Origin of the sequence: Daejeonella sp., assembly GCF_049655485.1 — a bacterium.
Classification (GTDB): Bacteria; Bacteroidota; Bacteroidia; order Sphingobacteriales; family Sphingobacteriaceae; genus Daejeonella.
The window spans coordinates 20,468-37,377 of record NZ_JBASJU010000063.1 but is presented as its reverse complement, the minus strand read 5'-3'; the positions used below and the strand labels follow the sequence as shown (position 1 = coordinate 37,377).

Genomic DNA, 16,910 nt, shown 5'->3' with positions numbered 1-16,910 from the left:
TGCAGGCTTTAATAATTAAAAATGGGTAAAGACAAGTTGCGGCGTTTTGCGGAGATCACTGCATTTAACAATGTTGTTGAACTAGAAGACGGAAAAATATTAAAAGGCCAGTGGTCTGAACAACACTTTAAAAATAACAATCCGGTAATTCTGGAGTTAGGTTGCGGAAAAGGTGAATACACCGTCAATTTAGGCAGGTTATTTCCTCAGTTTAATTTTATAGGTATAGATTACAAAGGAAACAGAATTTGGCGGGGTGCTAAAACAGCGCTTGAAGAGGGATTTGATAATGTCGCCTTTCTGCGTATACAAATCGAGAATTTGCTTGACTATTTCGGCGAAAATGAGATTTCCGGAATTTGGATAACCTTTCCCGATCCGCAGCCCCAAATCAGTCGTGAAAAAAAGAGGCTTACATCGCCCCGCTTTCTGGAGATGTATAAATATATCCTTAAAGCTCAGGCACCTGTTCATTTGAAAACTGACAGCGATTCTTTATATCTCTACACAATTCAGAAAGTACAGGAACCCGGCCATACATTACAAATTAACACTTCCGACCTTTATAATTCCGAATTTGCTGATGAGGTGCTTTCTATAAAAACCTATTATGAGAAAAAGTATCTTGCAACAAATAAAAACATTAATTATCTGAAATTTAACTTCATATAATGGAAGATCTGAGCTTCTATCAGCAGGTTTATCAAGTTGTCAGACTGATTCCTGAAGGCAGAATGAGCTCATATGGTGCTATAGCATCATACCTTGGAACAAAAGGCTCTGCCCGAATGGTTGGGTATGCTATGAACGCGGCACATACTGCCTTTCCTTCTGTACCAGCTCATCGGGTTTTAAACAGAAACGGTCTGCTTACTGGAAAGTTTCACTTTGGAACACCAAGCATGATGCAGCAGCTTTTGGAGAACGAAGGGGTAGAAGTTATTGACGATAAAGTGAAAAATTTTAAAACACTTTTTTGGGATCCGGCCATTGAACTTGAACCTTAATAAAAAAAATAAAATGGGAAAATTAATAGAAGAGTTTAACAGCTACCGGACGAAAATGAATGACCGCATCATGGACAGTGCCAATACCAACATGAAGCGTTTTCTTGCATTGGACACCACTAGCTATGCAGACGGAGCCCTTAACGTTAAGACTAAGGAAATGCTTGGGCTGGTAGCTTCCATGGTTCTTAGATGCGATGATTGTATTAAATATCACCTCGGAAAATGCCATGAAGCGGGTGTAACTACAGAAGAAATGAATGAAATTTTCATGATTGCAAATCTCGTAGGCGGCTCAATCGTTATTCCTCATTACAGGAGAGCTGTTGAATATTGGGATGAATTGTGCGTTGAACCATGACCCAGGAAAACGCTATTGTACGTTGCGCGTGGTGTGGCACCGACCCTCTATATGTGAAATACCATGATGAGGAGTGGGGAAAGCCAGTTTACGATGATCAGACCTTATTTGAATTTTTAATTCTAGAAAGCGCCCAGGCGGGTTTAAGCTGGATCACAGTACTTCGAAAACGCGAAAATTATCGCAAAGCATTTGCTGAATTCGATGCAAAAAAGGTCGCGAAATTTACCGCAACTGATATCGAACGATTGATGCAGGATATTGGTATCATACGCAACAGACAAAAAATAGAAGCAGCTATTAATAACGCAAAGCTATTTTTGAGCGTTCAAGAGGAGCACGGGAGCTTCTCGGATTATATATGGGGCTTCCTTCCTGTTAAAAAGCCAATAATAAACTCCTTTGAAGACCATAAAAATGCCCCGGCATGGACGGAACTTTCTGATCGGATAAGCGCTGAAATGAAAAAGAAAGGATTTAAATTTTTTGGTACAACTATATGTTATGCACATATGCAAGCCACGGGAATGGTTAACGATCACATCGATGGATGTTTTGCAAAATGAGGGTAATATCAAATGAGGATTAGTTTATTAACTTTGGTACCAGGCCCCAAAATTTAAATTCGAAATTCGGATTTACCATAAAATACCAATCCAATGAAGAAACTTTTCCTGCTTGATGCGTTTGCCTTAATTTACAGAGCTCACTTTGCTTTGAGCAAAAGTCCCAGATTTACTTCAGGTGGGTTGAACACGTCGGCAATAATGGGATTCTCAAATACTTTGCTGGAAGTCCTCAAGAAAGAGCAGCCAACCCATATGGCTGTCGTTTTCGACACAGATGCTCCAACAGAACGACATACCGACTTCAGCGCCTATAAAGCGCATCGCCAGGCTATGCCTGAAGACCTCGCTATCGCCATACCTTATATAGTGCGGCTGATTGAGGGTTTCAACATTCCCTGTATTTTTTCAGATGGTTTTGAAGCTGATGACATCATAGGCACCTTAGCCAAAAAAGCAGAGAAGGAAGGTTTTACAGTTTATTGCATGACGCCCGATAAGGATTTCGGACAGTTGGTTTCTGAGAATATTTTCATTTATAAACCAGCCCGTATGGGAAACGGTATGGAAATCCTGGGGGTAAAAGAAATCCTGGAAAAGTGGGACATTGAAAATGTCGAACAGGTTATAGATATCCTAGGCTTATGGGGCGATGCTGTCGACAATATCCCTGGTATACCAGGTGTTGGAGAAAAAACAGCAAAGCAACTGATTAAACAATATGGCTCCGTTGAAAATATAATTGCTAACAGCCATGAGCTGAAAGGCAAACTTCGGGAGAACGTGGAAAACTTTGCAGAACAAGGGATTGTGTCAAAGAAACTGGCCACAATCATGCTTAATGCACCTGTTGAACTCGATGTCGACGCATTACATGTCGATGCACCTAACCGCGAGGTCCTGGAACCCCTTTTTGCTGAGCTGGAATTCCGCACACTCGGGCGACGGGTATTCGGTGAGGAATTCAATGTGAACGACAGCAGGTCGGCAACCAATACAAACGGTCAGATGGATATGTTTTCCAGCCCGGTAAGAAACGAGAACTCCCAATCACAAAAGATCGTGGATCCTTACGCAGAGAAAGTTCCTGCTTCCAAAAATATACACAATACCGAGCATAATTATATACTGGCGGATACCCCGGAAAAGAGACAAGAATTAGCAAAACTCCTGTCAAACCAGAAGTGTTTTTGTTTTGATACCGAAACTACTTGCCTGGATGCAAACGACTGTGAGCTTGTCGGATTATCGTTTAGCATAAAACCCGGTGAAGCCTGGTACGTACCCTTATCGGCTGAACAAAATGAATGTCAAAGCTGTGTTGATGATTTCAAATCCGTGTTTGAAAATCCTGAGATCAGCAAAGTTGGACAGAACCTAAAATATGATATACTGGTGCTTAACTGGTACGGAATAACCGTAACGGGAGAATTGTTTGACACGATGCTCGCTCATTATCTTATTGACCCTGATTCGAGGCATAACATGGATTTGCTGGCAGAAAATTATCTGAACTATACTCCAGTAAGCATAACCTCATTAATTGGTCCGAAAGGAAAAAGCCAGGGGAACATGCGTGATGCTGACATAGAGAAAGTTAAAGAGTACGCAGCAGAAGATGCTGATATTACCCTTCAGCTCCGCGATGTGTTCGAACCCATCCTGGAGGATGTAAATGCTGGTAAATTAGCGAGAGAAGTAGAAAATCCTCTAATTTATGTCCTGGCAGACATTGAACGCGAAGGGGTAAAAATAGATCAGCAGGCACTCGAAGATTTCTCTGGTGTTTTAAAAGCCGATTTGAAACTTCTCGAAACAAGTATTTATGAAAAGGCGGGAGTGAAATTCAACATTGCTTCGCCCAAGCAATTAGGTGAAGTTCTATTTGATAAATTACAATTAGATCCACAAGCAAAAAAAACCAAGACCGGGCAGTATCAAACTGGTGAGGATGTACTCACGAGGCTCGCTAACAAAAGCGATATTGTTGCTGATATATTGGATTTTAGGCAACTGCAGAAATTAAAATCAACTTATGTTGATGCTTTGCCTCTTATGATCAATCGCAAAACCAGCCGCGTCCACACCTCTTATAATCAGGCAGTGGCCGCAACTGGCCGATTAAGCTCAAATAATCCCAACCTTCAAAATATTCCTATCCGAACAGAAAGAGGCAGGGAGGTACGTAAAGCATTTATCCCAAGAGATGAAAATCATGTATTGCTTTCTGCCGATTATTCCCAAATCGAACTAAGGCTTATAGCAGAAATCAGCAAGGATGAGAATATGATGGAAGCTTTCGATAAAGGGCTTGATATCCATACAGCTACCGCTGCAAAAGTGTATGGAATAGAATTAGACGAGGTGACGTCTACCCAGCGCCGGAATGCAAAAGCTGTAAATTTCGGGATAATCTATGGCCAATCGGCATTCGGGCTTTCTCAAAATTTAGGAATTCCAAGGAAAGAAGCTGCAGAGATTATCGAAAACTATTTCAACACCTACCCCAATATTAAGAAGTATATGAACGACACCATGAACTTCGCACGGGAAAATGGATATGTTGAAACCATTATGGGTCGGCGTCGATATCTTCGTGATATCAATTCAGCGAATCAAACTGTGCGGGGTTTTGCAGAACGAAATGCAATTAATGCTCCTATCCAGGGATCTGCAGCAGACATGATCAAAATTGCAATGATCCGTATTCATAAGGATATCAAAGATCAAAATCTGGCTTCTAAAATGACTATGCAAGTGCATGATGAACTTGTTTTTGATGTGCCCAAATCTGAAACTGAAATCATGAAAAAGATTATCGAGGAACGGATGAAAAATGCCATAAAAACAACTGTTCCCATCATAGTTGAGGTCGGAGAAGGATCTAATTGGCTTGAAGCGCATTAAACCGCTGTGTTTTAGCCTTCCTGTTATTCCATAAAGAAGTGATGTTTTTTATTCACTGTATCTCAATAAATTTACTAAATTGTTTTCCTAATGCTTTAAAATCTATCCTATGGATGTTATACATCTAAGTGCAGAATGTTATCCGGTTGCTAAAGTCGGCGGTTTGGGGGATGTTGTCGGAGCTCTTCCTAAATATCTCAACCAGGCAGGGATTAATGCGTCGGTAGTGCTTCCATATTACGACAGAAAATTTGTTCAGGAAAATACGTTCGATACTGTTTTTAAATCATCAACAACAGCGGCGGGTAAGACCTTCAATTATAGCGTCCTTAAAGAATCTACTCGCCAACTAGGCTTTGACTTGTTTCTAATATACATAGAAGGGCTATTGGACCGGAAAGAAATCTATTGTTATCCGGATGAGATCAAGCAATTTATAAGCTATCAGGTCTGTGTACTGGATTGGATCAATAAAACAAAGATGAAACCGGATGTCATCCATTGTCATGATCATCATTCCGGACTTGTACCCTTCCTTATCGCTAATTCAAGCCTTTTCAAGGATCTGGCAATGATCCCAACCGTTTGCACCATACACAATGGCCAGTATCAGGGTTGGCTAGGCTGGGACAAAGTAGCTTACCTTCCTTCTATAGACTTGAGTAAGGCTGGATTGCTGGACTGGAATAATTGTATAAATTCCCTGGCAGCTTCAGTAAAATGCTGCTGGAAATTCACAACAGTTTCACCAAACTATTTGAAAGAATTATCAGTAAATTCAAATGGTCTGGAAAAACTATTTCAACTGGAAGCCAGAAAAGGAATCGGAATTATTAATGGCATCGACACTCAGGTCTGGGATCCTGAAACCGATCCTATGATTGTTAAAAACTTTAATGCTAAAACTGCTGACCAGGGGAAAAAAGAAAATAAAAAAAGCCTTTGTAAAGAATTTGGTCTTTCTGACACTAAGCCCCTGGTGGTTTTTATCGGTAGGCTTGTAGGGGAAAAAGGGGCTGAATTACTGCCCTTAGCTATTGACTCATGCCTCAAGAAATACAAAGGAAAAGTCAATTTTATCGTGCTCGGTTCAGGTGAGCCGGAAATAGAAAAGGAGCTGGAAGAATTAAAATTACGGCATAAAAAACAGTGTGGTGTGTATATTGGTTATGACGAGGAGCTTTCCCACCGAATTTATGCCAGTGCAGATTTCCTTATGATGCCTTCAAGAGTAGAGCCGTGTGGTTTAAATCAGCTTTATGCCGTGAGATATGGAACCATGCCTGTCGTACACAGAACGGGGGGACTCGCGGATACAGTAATTGATATGGATGATTCGGGAGGATACGGAATTACGTTCAATAAGTTGGAAGCGGAGGAATTGGTAAATGCAGTGGGAAGGGGTCTTGAAGTTTACAAGGATCAAAACAAAATGTCGGATTTAAGGAAAAAAATGATGTCCCTGGATTTCTCCTGGGGCAGATCCGCAAAAGAATACATCGAATTATATAAAAATTTAATTATCTCTCATGCAGTCTAAAGTAATTTCCGTTGTACTTGGCGGTGGACAAGGTTCCCGTCTTTACCCTTTAACTGATACGCGTTCAAAACCAGCTGTACCTATCGCAGGGAAATACCGGCTTGTCGATATTCCAATTTCCAATTGCCTTAATTCTGGAATTGAACGGATTTTCGTATTGACGCAGTTCAATTCTGCTTCACTAAACAAGCATATAAAAAATACTTATCATTTTAGTTTTTTTAGTCAGGCCTTTGTCGACATCCTCGCAGCCGAGCAAACTCCCAATAATGCAACGTGGTACCAGGGCACTGCTGATGCTGTAAGGCAGTGTTTATATCACCTAGTCCAACACGATTGTGAGTATGTGCTAATACTTTCAGGTGACCAACTCTACCAAATGGATTTCGAGCTAATGGTACGGAATCATGAAGAAAGCGGTGCCGAAATATCGATAGCTACAATCCCGGTAAATGCAAAGGATGCAACCGATTTTGGAATTCTGAAGGCCAACGAGGAAAACCTGATTACATCGTTTATTGAGAAACCCAAATCAGAACTTCTTCCTGAATGGAAATCGGAAGTTGGAGACGAAATGAAATCAAAAGGAAAGCATTATCTAGCTTCCATGGGGATATACCTTTTCAACAAAAAACTTCTTTTTGACCTTCTTGAAAATAACACAAGAACTGACTTTGGAAAAGAGATTATCCCGCAATCACTCATAGATCACAAGGTTGTCAGCTATCAATATGAAGGATACTGGACAGATATTGGACATATCCACTCATTTTTCGATGCGAACATAGGCCTGACCGATGATATCCCTGAATTCAATCTTTTTGACAGGCGGCCCATCTATTCGCGGGCACGCATGCTTCCGCCTTCTAAAATTTCCGGAACAACGCTGGAGAAGGTCGTGATCGCGGATGGGTGTATTATCAATGCCAGCAGAATTGAGCGATCCGTAATTGGTATAAGGACCCGAATCGGGACTGGAACCACAATCGTCAATAGCTATGTTATGGGCGGCGATCGCTATCAAACACTTCGCGAATTAACAGAGTCAGAGGAAAATGGACATCCAATTATGGGGATAGGGGAGCGTTGCTACATCAAAAACGCCATCATCGACAAAAACTGCTTTATCGGTAACGATGTGAGGATTAATGGCGGACCGAATCTTAAAGACGGAGATTTTAAAACCCACACCATTAAGGATGGAATTGTTGTCGTCAAGAAGTTAGCGGTTATCCCTAACGGAACGGTTATATAAAGAGACTATTTATTGCCAAACAGATTTCCCAGGCCGCCCATCATATCGCGTGTAGCAGCCTGCATTTCTGTTTGGCTAACACTTTCAGCCTGTTCAAGAACCTTATTAATAGCTGTAGTTAATAGATCTTCCAGTTCTTCGGCATCCGCAGTGCCAAGCAATGCAGGATCGATGGATATACTAGTGATTCGCTTATTAGCGGTCGCCAGAACCTTAATTTTTCCACCTTCCACTTCAGAAGAAACAGAAATTGTATCTAATCTTTTCTTTATTTCTTCGGCTTTTTGCTGAGCTTCAAATAATTTATCGAACATCTTTATTTAGTTTAAAGGGACTATGCTATAGTACTTCTAATAATATCGGGCGATAGAGGCTTTGAAATGAATCCTTTTACGAATGAAAAAGCTTGTGATCGAAGCTTATCCTTTTCATCAACAGATGAGGTAACTATAAATATCCTGATACTTTTTGTAAGGTTATTTTCAAATTTTTGAAATGCTTCCAGGAAATCCCATCCATCGACTACAGGCATGTTAAGGTCCAGAAGTATAACATCAGGTAAATTTTCGGCACTTGATAAATTACGCCGTATATAATCAAGCGCTAGCTCGGCTTCCGTAAAACTTGTGAATTCAGTGAATATTTCATGTTTCCCAATCATTATTTGGGCTATACGCTGATGTATAGGATCATCGTCTATAATAAATACTTTACTCATTTTTTCCCATTTGGCAGTTGGTAAACGGCAGCAATTTAAGTTTATTTTTTTTTAAAGAGAATAATATGATCTTAAACCCATCTTAATCTTCATCGTCAGATGTGTTTTGTCCACTGCCGGAATAAGCGCTCCTTCTTACTACTGGCATTCCTGCTATCTTATACAACTCGTCAAGCCGTAAAAGACTGCCATTGGTGAGATTGCTTAATAAAATGATCGTGATATCCTTGTCGAGCTGACGAAGATAAATGTGTCTAAAGCCGTGCCACCATCCCGTGTGATATACCACTTTCTTAGGTTGATCTTCAAACATTCGCCATCCATACCCGTAATTAAAGTGCCCTTTTTGCATATCGTTACGAGGGGCGTACATCGAATCAAGGGAGCTTTTCTTTAGAAGCCGGCCGCTTTTAAGTGCACGATCGAAAAGAAATAAATCATGAATAGTACTATACACGCCTTTATCGCCAACCGGGCCGTCCAGGAAATTCTGAGCAACTGATCGTCTCCATGTACGATCATGGCCTACAACATCGACGGGTATTTTGTCGTATTCCGCCTTTGAGTACACCGCGGTATGTTTTAACCCGGCGGGCTTGAAGACGTTCTCCGCCATATACTGTGAATACTTCTGACCGCTTACTTTTTCTATTATAGCAGCGAGAACCATATAGTTAGAATTATTATAATGAAACCTTTTATCGGGCTTCATATATGGATTAGGCTTATGTTCAGCTATAAGATTCATCACATCCTGGTTTGTAATACCTGCACGTTCATCCTTTTTAGCTTTTTTCCAGATGCCGTCAACAAAATAAACATAGTTCATCATCCCGGAGCGATGGCTCAATAGCATTTTAACAGTAATGCCCTCATAGGGAAAACTCGGGTAAAATTCCTTTACATCCTGGTCGAGACGTAGTTTACCATCTTCTACAAGAGTCATGATTCCGACCGCTGTAAATGGTTTAGAGACTGATGCCAATTCGAACACTGAATTAATTTTTAAGCTGTCGCGATGGAGGTAATCTGCCCATCCAATTGCCTTCTGATATATTATTTTTCCTTTTTTGGCGACGAGTACATTTCCATTGAAACTTGATCTCTTATGAAGACGCATTACGAAATCGTCATAACGCGGATCGGCTTTCTTCGGATCATAAATTAATGCGACACTATCTAATTCCTCGTCGGAAATCGTCCTTTCCTGTTTTCTTTTATCAGCTGGTGCTGACGAGCAGGAGTATAAAAAAATTAGGCTAAGTAATAAAACGAAAGAGTAACGTAAGTAAAAAGTCATCTAAAAAGTTATGGGTATTATAATAATGCGGAAAATTATAAATTATTACAATCGGGTAGGTAAAGAGTTTTACACAAAGGTGATTTTCAAGGTAAAGAATTCAGGTTTAAAGCGGTAATATCTTAATAAATGGACCAAAAACTGCCCAAAAAAATCTAAATTTACACCCGAACAAATATACTATTTCAATGACACACAGAGTAGAACATGATACTATGGGTGAAGTACAGGTGCCAGCCGATAAATATTGGGGTGCCCAAACTCAACGCTCGAGAAATAACTTCAAAATTGGCCCGGAAGCGTCAATGCCTAAAGAAATCATTGAGGCATTTGCTTATCTGAAAAAGGCTGCCGCTTTTACCAATACAGATAGCAATATCTTACCTGCCGAAAAGCGTGATCTGATCGCGAAAGTTTGTGAAGAGATCCTTGACGGTAAACTATCTTCTGAGTTCCCCCTGGTTATTTGGCAAACGGGCTCTGGCACCCAGTCAAACATGAACGTCAATGAAGTGATTGCTAACCGCGCACACGTTTTGCAAGGTAATAAACTTGGCGAAGGCAAAACTTTCGTCCATCCGAACGATGATGTGAATAAATCACAATCATCAAACGATACGTTTCCAACTGCAATGCATATTGCTGCCTATAAAATTATTTCGGAAGTTACTATTCCGGGTGTAGAAAAGCTTAGGGATGCGCTTCAAAAAAAGGTTAACGAATTTAAAGACGTTGTTAAGATAGGCCGGACACACTTAATGGACGCCACACCTTTAACCCTCGGGCAAGAATTTTCCGGCTATGTATCCCAATTAAATCATGGCTTGAAGGCACTTAATAATACGCTTGACCACTTATCAGAATTAGCACTTGGCGGTACAGCCGTGGGTACAGGCATCAACACTCCAAAGGGTTATGATGTAGCCGTAGCGAAATATATTGCTGAATTCACAGGCTTACCATTTCGCACTGCGGAAAACAAATTCGAGGCACTTGCGGCTCACGACGCAATTGTAGAAACCCATGGCGCTTTAAAGCAGATTGCTGTTTCGCTTATGAAGATTGGTAATGATATCCGAATGCTTGCTTCCGGCCCGCGGTCGGGTATAGGCGAGATCCATATTCCCGATAATGAGCCTGGTTCCTCAATCATGCCGGGGAAGGTTAACCCTACACAAAATGAGGCGATAACTATGGTTGCTGCCCAGGTGATGGGTAATGACGTCACAATAAGTATAGGCGGTTCGAACGGGCACTATGAATTGAACGTTTTCAAACCAGTAATGGCAGCAAACTTTCTTCAATCTGCAAGGCTCATTGGCGATGCATGTGTATCCTTCACTGATAATTGCGTTTCAGGAATCCAGCCTAATTATGACGGAATCAAGAAACACCTGGAAAATTCTTTAATGCTTGTTACTGCTCTCAACCCGCATATTGGTTATGAAAATGCAGCAAAAATTGCTAAAACGGCACTTAAAGAAAATAAGTCTTTGCGTGAAGCAGCACTTTCTCTGGGGCTTTTAACAAATGAGCAATTTGATCAGTGGGTGCGTCCTGAAGACATGATTGGTGGACTTAAATAATTCGATATTATAAAATCAGACTGCAGTATACGAAAAATGATATCAAGGTTTATTCCCGGGTTGCTTTTAGCACTTGGCTTTCTGATGTTATGGAGTACTACTCTAAGTTCATGCAAATTCAACCCAAACCTTCAGGGCAAAGGTAGTGAGGATTTACAGGGCTTATGGGAAGAAGAATCAGTTGCCTATCAAAATGAACGACTTCAATATTCAAAACATCAGTTTAAATTTAACTGCGACTCGGTGTATATTACCATTAACACTTTTGCAAAATATAATACTTACCCCGACAGCTGTTTTAATAATGGTCGATGGACAGAGTACGCTAAAGGCATTTATCAAACAAAAAATGATACACTTTTAATTACCGCTACTTTTACAAAAGCTAATTTCAAGCAGAAAATATCCGGTTGTTACCGGATAGGACAATACCTGCCGGCATTTATCATCAGAAAAAACAGCGGTGATACTTTACATTTGGAAGGATTGCAGGACCATTTGCCTCTCAATCTAATTTTAAAAGAAAAAACCGGTTGTGTTCCAAAAGCATTAAACTAAAAGTCATGAGTATCAAATTAATTAAGAAAACCATATTAATAGCTTTAATTAGCTATTTCCCTCTAAACGCTATGGCCTGGGGTTTACTGGGTCATCGGGTAGTTGGCGAAATTGCTCAAAGCTACCTTAGTAAGAAGGCAGGCCGCGAAGTAAAAAAGATACTGGGGCATGAATCTCTGGCTATGGCAAGTAACTGGGCCGATTTTATTAAGTCTGAGCCTTCCTATAATTATCTCGCCAACTGGCACTATATAAACCTTCCGGCAGGTCTCTCCTCCGACCAAATACAAAACTCTCTGCAGAAAGATACCGCGACAAACGTTTATACCAAAATCCGTTTTCTCAGTTCAGAACTGAAAAATAATTCTCTTGATCAGGATAAGAAAGTAATGTACCTGCGTTTACTGATTCATTTCGTTGGGGATCTGCATCAGCCTATGCATACCGGCAGATTTGAGGATCTCGGTGGAAACAGGGTACAGTTAACCTGGTTTGGCCAGTCCACGAATTTGCACCGTCTCTGGGATAGTGACTTAATCGAATCTCAGGAATTAAGCTATACCGAATATGCGCGTTCCCTCAATTTCATCGACAAATCCCGGTTATTTCAATTGCAGAATGAAGATGTCAACATCTGGGTAGAAGATTCATACAGGATTAGCCAAAAGATCTATGCAAATGTGAACTCCGGCGACAAACTTGGCTACAGATACATCTATGATAACCTGGCAGTGGCGGACCAGCAGTTATTAAAAGGTGGAGTACATTTAGCTGGGCTTCTCAATAATATCTTCAACTAGTTATCATGAAGATTTTAATGGTTTGTCTTGGCAATATCTGTCGCTCTCCGCTGGCACACGGGATTTTGGAAAATCTCTCAACAGAAAAAGGGCTTAATTGGGAAATTGACTCTGCCGGAACAGGCGGATGGCACATAGGTTCCCAGCCCGACCACCGTTCTATTGCCATCGCTAAAAAATATGGCATTGATATTTCCGGACAAAGTTGCCGCCAGTTTGTAGTTGCTGATTTTGACAACTACGATCATATTTTCGTGATGGACCGTCACAACCTGAGCGAGGTAACTGCGATGGCAAGAACAGACCAGGATCACCGAAAAGTAAGCCTTCTGCTAAAAAATGACGTAGTACCAGATCCATATTATGACGATACCCAGTTTGATCAAGTTTATAAGATGGTTGATAAAAGGTGCAGGGAGATTGTAGAAGATTTTAACACTCCGGGATAAACCTATACCTTTATCACATGCCAATAATCAAGCCTTCTATTCCAAAAGGAACACGTGATTTTTCTCCCTCAGAAATGATAAGGAGAAATTACATTTTCGAAACCATAAGATCTGTTTTTAAAAAATATGGGTACCAGGAGATCCAAACTCCGACTATGGAGAATTTGGACACCCTTACCGGAAAATACGGAGATGAGGGAGATAAACTAATTTTCAAAGTCCTTAATTCAGGCGATTTTCTTTCGAAAGTTCCGGCCGAAAAGCTCGCTTCACCCAACTCTCAGCAGATTATTTCCTCGATTTGCGAAAAAGCCCTTCGATACGATCTGACAGTTCCTTTTGCACGCTATGTGGTGATGCATCAAAATGATATATCTTTCCCTTTTAAACGCTTCCAGATCCAGCCTGTGTGGCGTGCGGATCGTCCGCAAAAAGGAAGATATCGCGAGTTCTACCAATGCGACGCGGATGTGGTAGGGTCAGATAGTTTATTGAATGAAGCGGAATTTGTTTTGATTTATGAGGAAGCGCTATATAAACTGGGCTTGAAAGATTTTACGATTAAGATTAACAATCGGAAGATTCTTTCAGGAATAGCCGAAATTATCGGCAAACCAGAACTTATCGTGGACATGACCGTGGCAATCGATAAACTTGATAAGATAGGTCTGGATGGCGTAGCAAAAGAATTGATCCAAAGGGGATTTACCGAATCTGACATTGATATGCTTAAGCCTGTCATCCTGCTGGAAGGCTCAAATGAAACAAAGATTGAAAAGCTTAAGATAGTTTTAAAAAATTCCGAAATCGGCTCGAGAGGAATCGAAGAAATCGAGAAAATTATTGCTTATCTTTCTTCCTTCAGAATTCAGACGTCTGAACCTAAAGCTCCAATTCTGGAACTCGATATTACTCTGGCCCGCGGCCTAAACTACTATACAGGGGCCATTTTCGAAGTAAAAACTAATGAAGTTGCTATGGGGAGTATTGGCGGAGGCGGACGTTATGACGATCTTACCGGCATGTTCGGGCTCAAAGACCTTACAGGGGTAGGAATTTCATTTGGCGCTGACCGCATCTATGATGTCATGGAAGAATTAAATTTATTCCCTGACACATCTACTGAAAGTACCCGGGTTATGATCAGCAATTTTGATCCAGTTGCCGAAATATATGCTTTACCTTTATTGCAGAAGCTTCGCGACTCGGGAATAAACTCTGAAATCTACCCAACAGCTGCGAAGCTGAAAAAACAACTGAATTTTGCAGACGCGAAAAAAATCCCTTATGTGATTCTTCTTGGAAGCGAGGAAATGGAAAGCGCTAATTTGAGTTTGAAAAATATGAAAACCGGCGAGCAACAGAAACTTACAATCGACCAGATAATAGCGTTTCTAAAATAAACAACGTGCTGTGTCGTGAGAATCCTCCAGATAAAGCGTTGAAAAAACAAAAAGCTGGGTGATAGACTAGAGAGCACGAAGTTTAAATGAATTACACTTCGTGCTTTCTAAACTAATATTCATTTCGAGTTGGACCTGAGAATGCTTATTTAAACGGTAAGTACAGCCCAACAGAAATATTTCTTCCCTGATTATAATACCCTACTGTCGGAGCCGACTCATCAAGTCTGCCGGGTTTAAATCTGCTCAGATGATCGTAATAAGCCTTATCAAAAACGTTATTTGCTGACAAGTTCAAACGCAAAGGCTGATTTCCCAACAAAAATGTGGTGCCTATTCCTAAATTAACCAGGCTATAGCCCGATGTTGGGGCTTCGAATTTGTCAACACGTGTTTGTCTGAAAACATTGTCAAGCCCAATGGAAAAGTAACTGGATTTCACTCCTTTAAAATCAGGTTCTAAGCGTAGTTCATTCCTAAGAATTGCTGCTGGAATAAAAGGCAGTGGACTATCAGTAGCACGGTTTATTCCGCGGGTATAAGAAAAACTGTTCTCGAAATGTATCAGGTTGGCAGGATGCAGGGTCAGGGTTGCTTCAATTCCAGAAAGGTTAGCATTGTCCTGTATAAAGCGGTAAACGGGAAAAGTTTCATTCCCGACAACGGTAGTCTCGTTATTAGACTGGCTGATGAAAATAAAATTATCTATAAAATTATTGAAGGCGCCGAGGCTGGCACTCACTGTATTGTTGTTAAATTCAAAAGCAAGGTCCCCATAATAACTTTTTTCAGGATTTAAGTTGTTATTACCGATCTCATATCTAAAGGTCCCTTCATGCACTCCATAAGAACTTAACTCCGCGATATTGGGCGAGCGAAATGCGGATCCCAAATTCGCTTTAAAATTATAATGCTCATCAAATTCATGTGTGAAGCCAAGAGCACCGCTCAAATTTGAAAAGCTATTGCTAAAGTTATTGAACTTTGGAGCACCATCCTCCTCCATTGCTGAACCCTGAATGTTTCGGTAATCAAATCGTGCCCCCAAATTAAAGGTCGTGGCATCCCATGATTTTTTCCCATAAGCAAATACCCCAAATTCACTTGAATTATAGTCTGGAATCAGTAGTTCTTCCGCCTTGTTTTTATTGTTTTGTATAGAACCAGACAGACCGATTACAGGTTCCCAACCATTTTTCTCATTGAAGAAATATTTGAAATCCGAGCTATAAGTCTTAAGATCAAAAAACAGCGCTGGATTGGTGCGATTGTCTTCAAGCTCGCGTCTCTGATTGTCCTGGTAGGCAATTGTTGTTCGCAACCTGCCCGTGTTAAATAAAACATGGCTGTTAAAAGCTACTTTGTAATGCCGGATATCCTGGAATGGCAGAAAAAGCTCACGACTTTGCAGATCTTTGTCAGTAAGCGTATTTCCATCCGCATCTTCAAACATACCATCAGCATTGCGGCTGAAGTCCGGTAAACCTATATTATTTCTAAAACTTGAAAGATTTAAGTGAGCATAGCCCCATTTCTTGTTCAAGCCAAACTGGCCGCTCAAGCTGGTTTCATTGTATCCGGTGTTCGCGATTCGACCTCCGGGAGCATCGTAACTAAAAGCATTCTTATAAGATCCACGAGTACGCCATACAAATCCATTTGCATTTCCCTGGATCATAGCAGAACTTCCGCTCAAGCCATTATTTGATTGGTAACCACTTAAGATTTCACCCTGAACCTGTCCTTCCGGAGATGGCAAAGGCTCCAAAATGTTGATTACACCGCCTAATGCATCTGATCCATATAGCAAGCTCGCAGCCCCTCGCAACACCTCAATGCGCTCTGCACTATATTGATCAACCTCCAGACCGTGTTCATCGCCCCATTGCTGACCCTCCTGTTTAGCACCGTCTACGAGTGTTACAACCCTGTTGTAGCTAAGTCCGCGGATGACGGGCTTGGATATTCCACCACCTGTAGTAACTTGCGACACTCCTGGAACTCTCGCTATCGCATCCACAAGATTTCCTGATGGTCGATTCACAAGCTGATCTTTTGTGACGGCTGAAACTGCAGTGCTGTTTCGTCTATTATCAGTGCTAAAAGCGGTGCCGGTTATAACAACTTCCTTTGCTTCAATGGTACTCGGGTAAAGGGCAAACTCGATACCAGACCCTGCAGAGAGGTCGACTGTTTGAATAAGCGTACGATATCCGATATATCTAACTTCTACAAGGAATCGCCCCTTTTCTGGGATATTAGTGAAATTAAATTGTCCGGAACCGTCGGATACAACGGAAATTTTAAGGTCAGGTATAGTTATAAGTGCGCCTGGTAATGTTTGTTTCGTCTGAGCGTCAATAACCTTACCGTCAAGGGAAATGGTCTCCGCAAAGAGAGTGAATGACGTAAATAGTAAAATAGTATACAGAAAAATAGATTTCATTTATATCAAATAAA

At 40.9% G+C, this 16,910-nt stretch carries 16 protein-coding genes; 12 read left to right on the top strand and 4 right to left on the bottom strand.

Going from position 1 to position 16,910, the window contains the following annotated elements; genetic code table 11:
* Window positions 1-21 precede the first annotated feature (21 nt).
* The 7 genes from trmB to WBJ10_RS02840 all read left to right on the top strand — a co-directional run bounded on the left by trmB (window position 22) and on the right by WBJ10_RS02840 (window position 7,636).
* The gene (gene trmB, locus WBJ10_RS02870) at window positions 22-672 is read left to right on the top strand and encodes a tRNA (guanosine(46)-N7)-methyltransferase TrmB (protein WP_424288047.1); all 651 of its coding nucleotides are present in this window, start codon (window positions 22-24) and stop codon (window positions 670-672) included.
* Entirely contained in the window at window positions 672-1,007 is a 336-nt protein-coding gene (locus WBJ10_RS02865) for an MGMT family protein (RefSeq protein ID WP_424288046.1), read from the top strand. The genes trmB and WBJ10_RS02865 overlap by 1 nt, the downstream gene beginning before the upstream one ends.
* Window positions 1,008-1,020: 13 nt before the next feature.
* Window positions 1,021-1,368: a carboxymuconolactone decarboxylase family protein gene (locus WBJ10_RS02860; protein WP_424288045.1), complete on the top strand. Its 348-nt coding sequence runs from the start codon at window positions 1,021-1,023 to the stop codon at window positions 1,366-1,368.
* On the top strand, window positions 1,365-1,934 hold the full coding sequence (locus WBJ10_RS02855) for a DNA-3-methyladenine glycosylase I (RefSeq protein WP_424288044.1): 570 nt from the start codon (window positions 1,365-1,367) through the stop codon (window positions 1,932-1,934). Before WBJ10_RS02860 ends, WBJ10_RS02855 begins: the two co-directional genes overlap by 4 nt.
* A gap of 93 nt (window positions 1,935-2,027) precedes the next feature.
* Window positions 2,028-4,841, top strand: a complete 2,814-nt coding sequence (polA, locus tag WBJ10_RS02850; protein ID WP_424288043.1) for a DNA polymerase I — start codon at window positions 2,028-2,030, stop codon at window positions 4,839-4,841.
* Window positions 4,842-4,950: 109 nt separating this feature from the next.
* Entirely contained in the window at window positions 4,951-6,381 is a 1,431-nt protein-coding gene (locus tag WBJ10_RS02845) for a glycogen synthase (RefSeq protein ID WP_424288042.1), read from the top strand.
* Window positions 6,371-7,636 (top strand): glucose-1-phosphate adenylyltransferase, encoded by a 1,266-nt coding sequence (locus WBJ10_RS02840; protein ID WP_424288041.1) that lies wholly within the window; start codon window positions 6,371-6,373, stop codon window positions 7,634-7,636. Before WBJ10_RS02845 ends, WBJ10_RS02840 begins: the two co-directional genes overlap by 11 nt.
* Before the next feature lie 5 nt (window positions 7,637-7,641).
* Here the strand turns inward: WBJ10_RS02840 and WBJ10_RS02835 are convergent, their stop codons facing one another.
* From WBJ10_RS02835 to WBJ10_RS02825, 3 genes are all read right to left on the bottom strand, one after another.
* Complete coding sequence (locus WBJ10_RS02835) at window positions 7,642-7,950, bottom strand: YbaB/EbfC family nucleoid-associated protein (protein WP_424288040.1); 309 nt, start codon at window positions 7,948-7,950, stop codon at window positions 7,642-7,644.
* A 20-nt stretch (window positions 7,951-7,970) separates the two neighbouring features.
* The gene (locus WBJ10_RS02830; protein ID WP_424288039.1) at window positions 7,971-8,354 is read right to left on the bottom strand and encodes a response regulator; all 384 of its coding nucleotides are present in this window, start codon (window positions 8,352-8,354) and stop codon (window positions 7,971-7,973) included.
* An 82-nt stretch (window positions 8,355-8,436) separates the two neighbouring features.
* The gene (locus tag WBJ10_RS02825) at window positions 8,437-9,654 is read right to left on the bottom strand and encodes a serine hydrolase domain-containing protein (protein ID WP_424288038.1); all 1,218 of its coding nucleotides are present in this window, start codon (window positions 9,652-9,654) and stop codon (window positions 8,437-8,439) included.
* A 188-nt stretch (window positions 9,655-9,842) separates the two neighbouring features.
* Here WBJ10_RS02825 and fumC point away from each other — a divergent pair, with 188 nt between their 5' ends.
* Genes fumC through hisS form a run of 5 tightly spaced genes read left to right on the top strand, consistent with a single transcriptional unit; the run spans window position 9,843 to window position 14,450 of the window.
* Complete coding sequence (fumC, locus tag WBJ10_RS02820) at window positions 9,843-11,240, top strand: class II fumarate hydratase (protein WP_424288037.1); 1,398 nt, start codon at window positions 9,843-9,845, stop codon at window positions 11,238-11,240.
* A 36-nt stretch (window positions 11,241-11,276) separates the two neighbouring features.
* The gene (locus WBJ10_RS02815; protein ID WP_424288036.1) at window positions 11,277-11,798 is read left to right on the top strand and encodes a fumarate hydratase; all 522 of its coding nucleotides are present in this window, start codon (window positions 11,277-11,279) and stop codon (window positions 11,796-11,798) included.
* Between the two features lie 5 nt (window positions 11,799-11,803).
* Entirely contained in the window at window positions 11,804-12,598 is a 795-nt protein-coding gene (locus tag WBJ10_RS02810; protein ID WP_424288035.1) for a S1/P1 nuclease, read from the top strand.
* A gap of 5 nt (window positions 12,599-12,603) precedes the next feature.
* The gene (locus tag WBJ10_RS02805) at window positions 12,604-13,047 is read left to right on the top strand and encodes a low molecular weight protein-tyrosine-phosphatase (protein WP_424288034.1); all 444 of its coding nucleotides are present in this window, start codon (window positions 12,604-12,606) and stop codon (window positions 13,045-13,047) included.
* A gap of 17 nt (window positions 13,048-13,064) precedes the next feature.
* Window positions 13,065-14,450, top strand: coding sequence for a histidine--tRNA ligase (hisS, locus tag WBJ10_RS02800; RefSeq protein WP_424288033.1), 1,386 nt, complete (start codon window positions 13,065-13,067; stop codon window positions 14,448-14,450).
* Window positions 14,451-14,595: 145 nt separating this feature from the next.
* Here the strand turns inward: hisS and WBJ10_RS02795 are convergent, their stop codons facing one another.
* A complete protein-coding gene (locus WBJ10_RS02795) occupies window positions 14,596-16,896 on the bottom strand; it encodes a TonB-dependent receptor (RefSeq protein WP_424288032.1) in 2,301 nt (766 codons plus the stop codon).
* Window positions 16,897-16,910: the final 14 nt, after the last annotated feature.

Excerpts from the sequence above, each read along its gene's own strand:
- trmB (WP_424288047.1), top strand. The coding sequence starts at position 22 with ATGGGTAAAGACAAGTTGCGGCGTTTTGCGGAGATCACTGCATTTAAC.
- WBJ10_RS02865 (WP_424288046.1), top strand. The coding sequence starts at position 672 with ATGGAAGATCTGAGCTTCTATCAGCAGGTTTATCAAGTTGTCAGACTG.
- WBJ10_RS02860 (WP_424288045.1), top strand. The coding sequence starts at position 1,021 with ATGGGAAAATTAATAGAAGAGTTTAACAGCTACCGGACGAAAATGAAT.
- WBJ10_RS02855 (WP_424288044.1), top strand. The coding sequence starts at position 1,365 with ATGACCCAGGAAAACGCTATTGTACGTTGCGCGTGGTGTGGCACCGAC.
- polA (WP_424288043.1), top strand. The coding sequence starts at position 2,028 with ATGAAGAAACTTTTCCTGCTTGATGCGTTTGCCTTAATTTACAGAGCT.
- WBJ10_RS02845 (WP_424288042.1), top strand. The coding sequence starts at position 4,951 with ATGGATGTTATACATCTAAGTGCAGAATGTTATCCGGTTGCTAAAGTC.
- WBJ10_RS02840 (WP_424288041.1), top strand. The coding sequence starts at position 6,371 with ATGCAGTCTAAAGTAATTTCCGTTGTACTTGGCGGTGGACAAGGTTCC.
- WBJ10_RS02835 (WP_424288040.1), bottom strand. The coding sequence starts at position 7,950 with ATGTTCGATAAATTATTTGAAGCTCAGCAAAAAGCCGAAGAAATAAAG.
- WBJ10_RS02830 (WP_424288039.1), bottom strand. The coding sequence starts at position 8,354 with ATGAGTAAAGTATTTATTATAGACGATGATCCTATACATCAGCGTATA.
- WBJ10_RS02825 (WP_424288038.1), bottom strand. The coding sequence starts at position 9,654 with ATGACTTTTTACTTACGTTACTCTTTCGTTTTATTACTTAGCCTAATT.
- fumC (WP_424288037.1), top strand. The coding sequence starts at position 9,843 with ATGACACACAGAGTAGAACATGATACTATGGGTGAAGTACAGGTGCCA.
- WBJ10_RS02815 (WP_424288036.1), top strand. The coding sequence starts at position 11,277 with ATGATATCAAGGTTTATTCCCGGGTTGCTTTTAGCACTTGGCTTTCTG.
- WBJ10_RS02810 (WP_424288035.1), top strand. The coding sequence starts at position 11,804 with ATGAGTATCAAATTAATTAAGAAAACCATATTAATAGCTTTAATTAGC.
- WBJ10_RS02805 (WP_424288034.1), top strand. The coding sequence starts at position 12,604 with ATGAAGATTTTAATGGTTTGTCTTGGCAATATCTGTCGCTCTCCGCTG.
- hisS (WP_424288033.1), top strand. The coding sequence starts at position 13,065 with ATGCCAATAATCAAGCCTTCTATTCCAAAAGGAACACGTGATTTTTCT.
- WBJ10_RS02795 (WP_424288032.1), bottom strand. The coding sequence starts at position 16,896 with ATGAAATCTATTTTTCTGTATACTATTTTACTATTTACGTCATTCACT.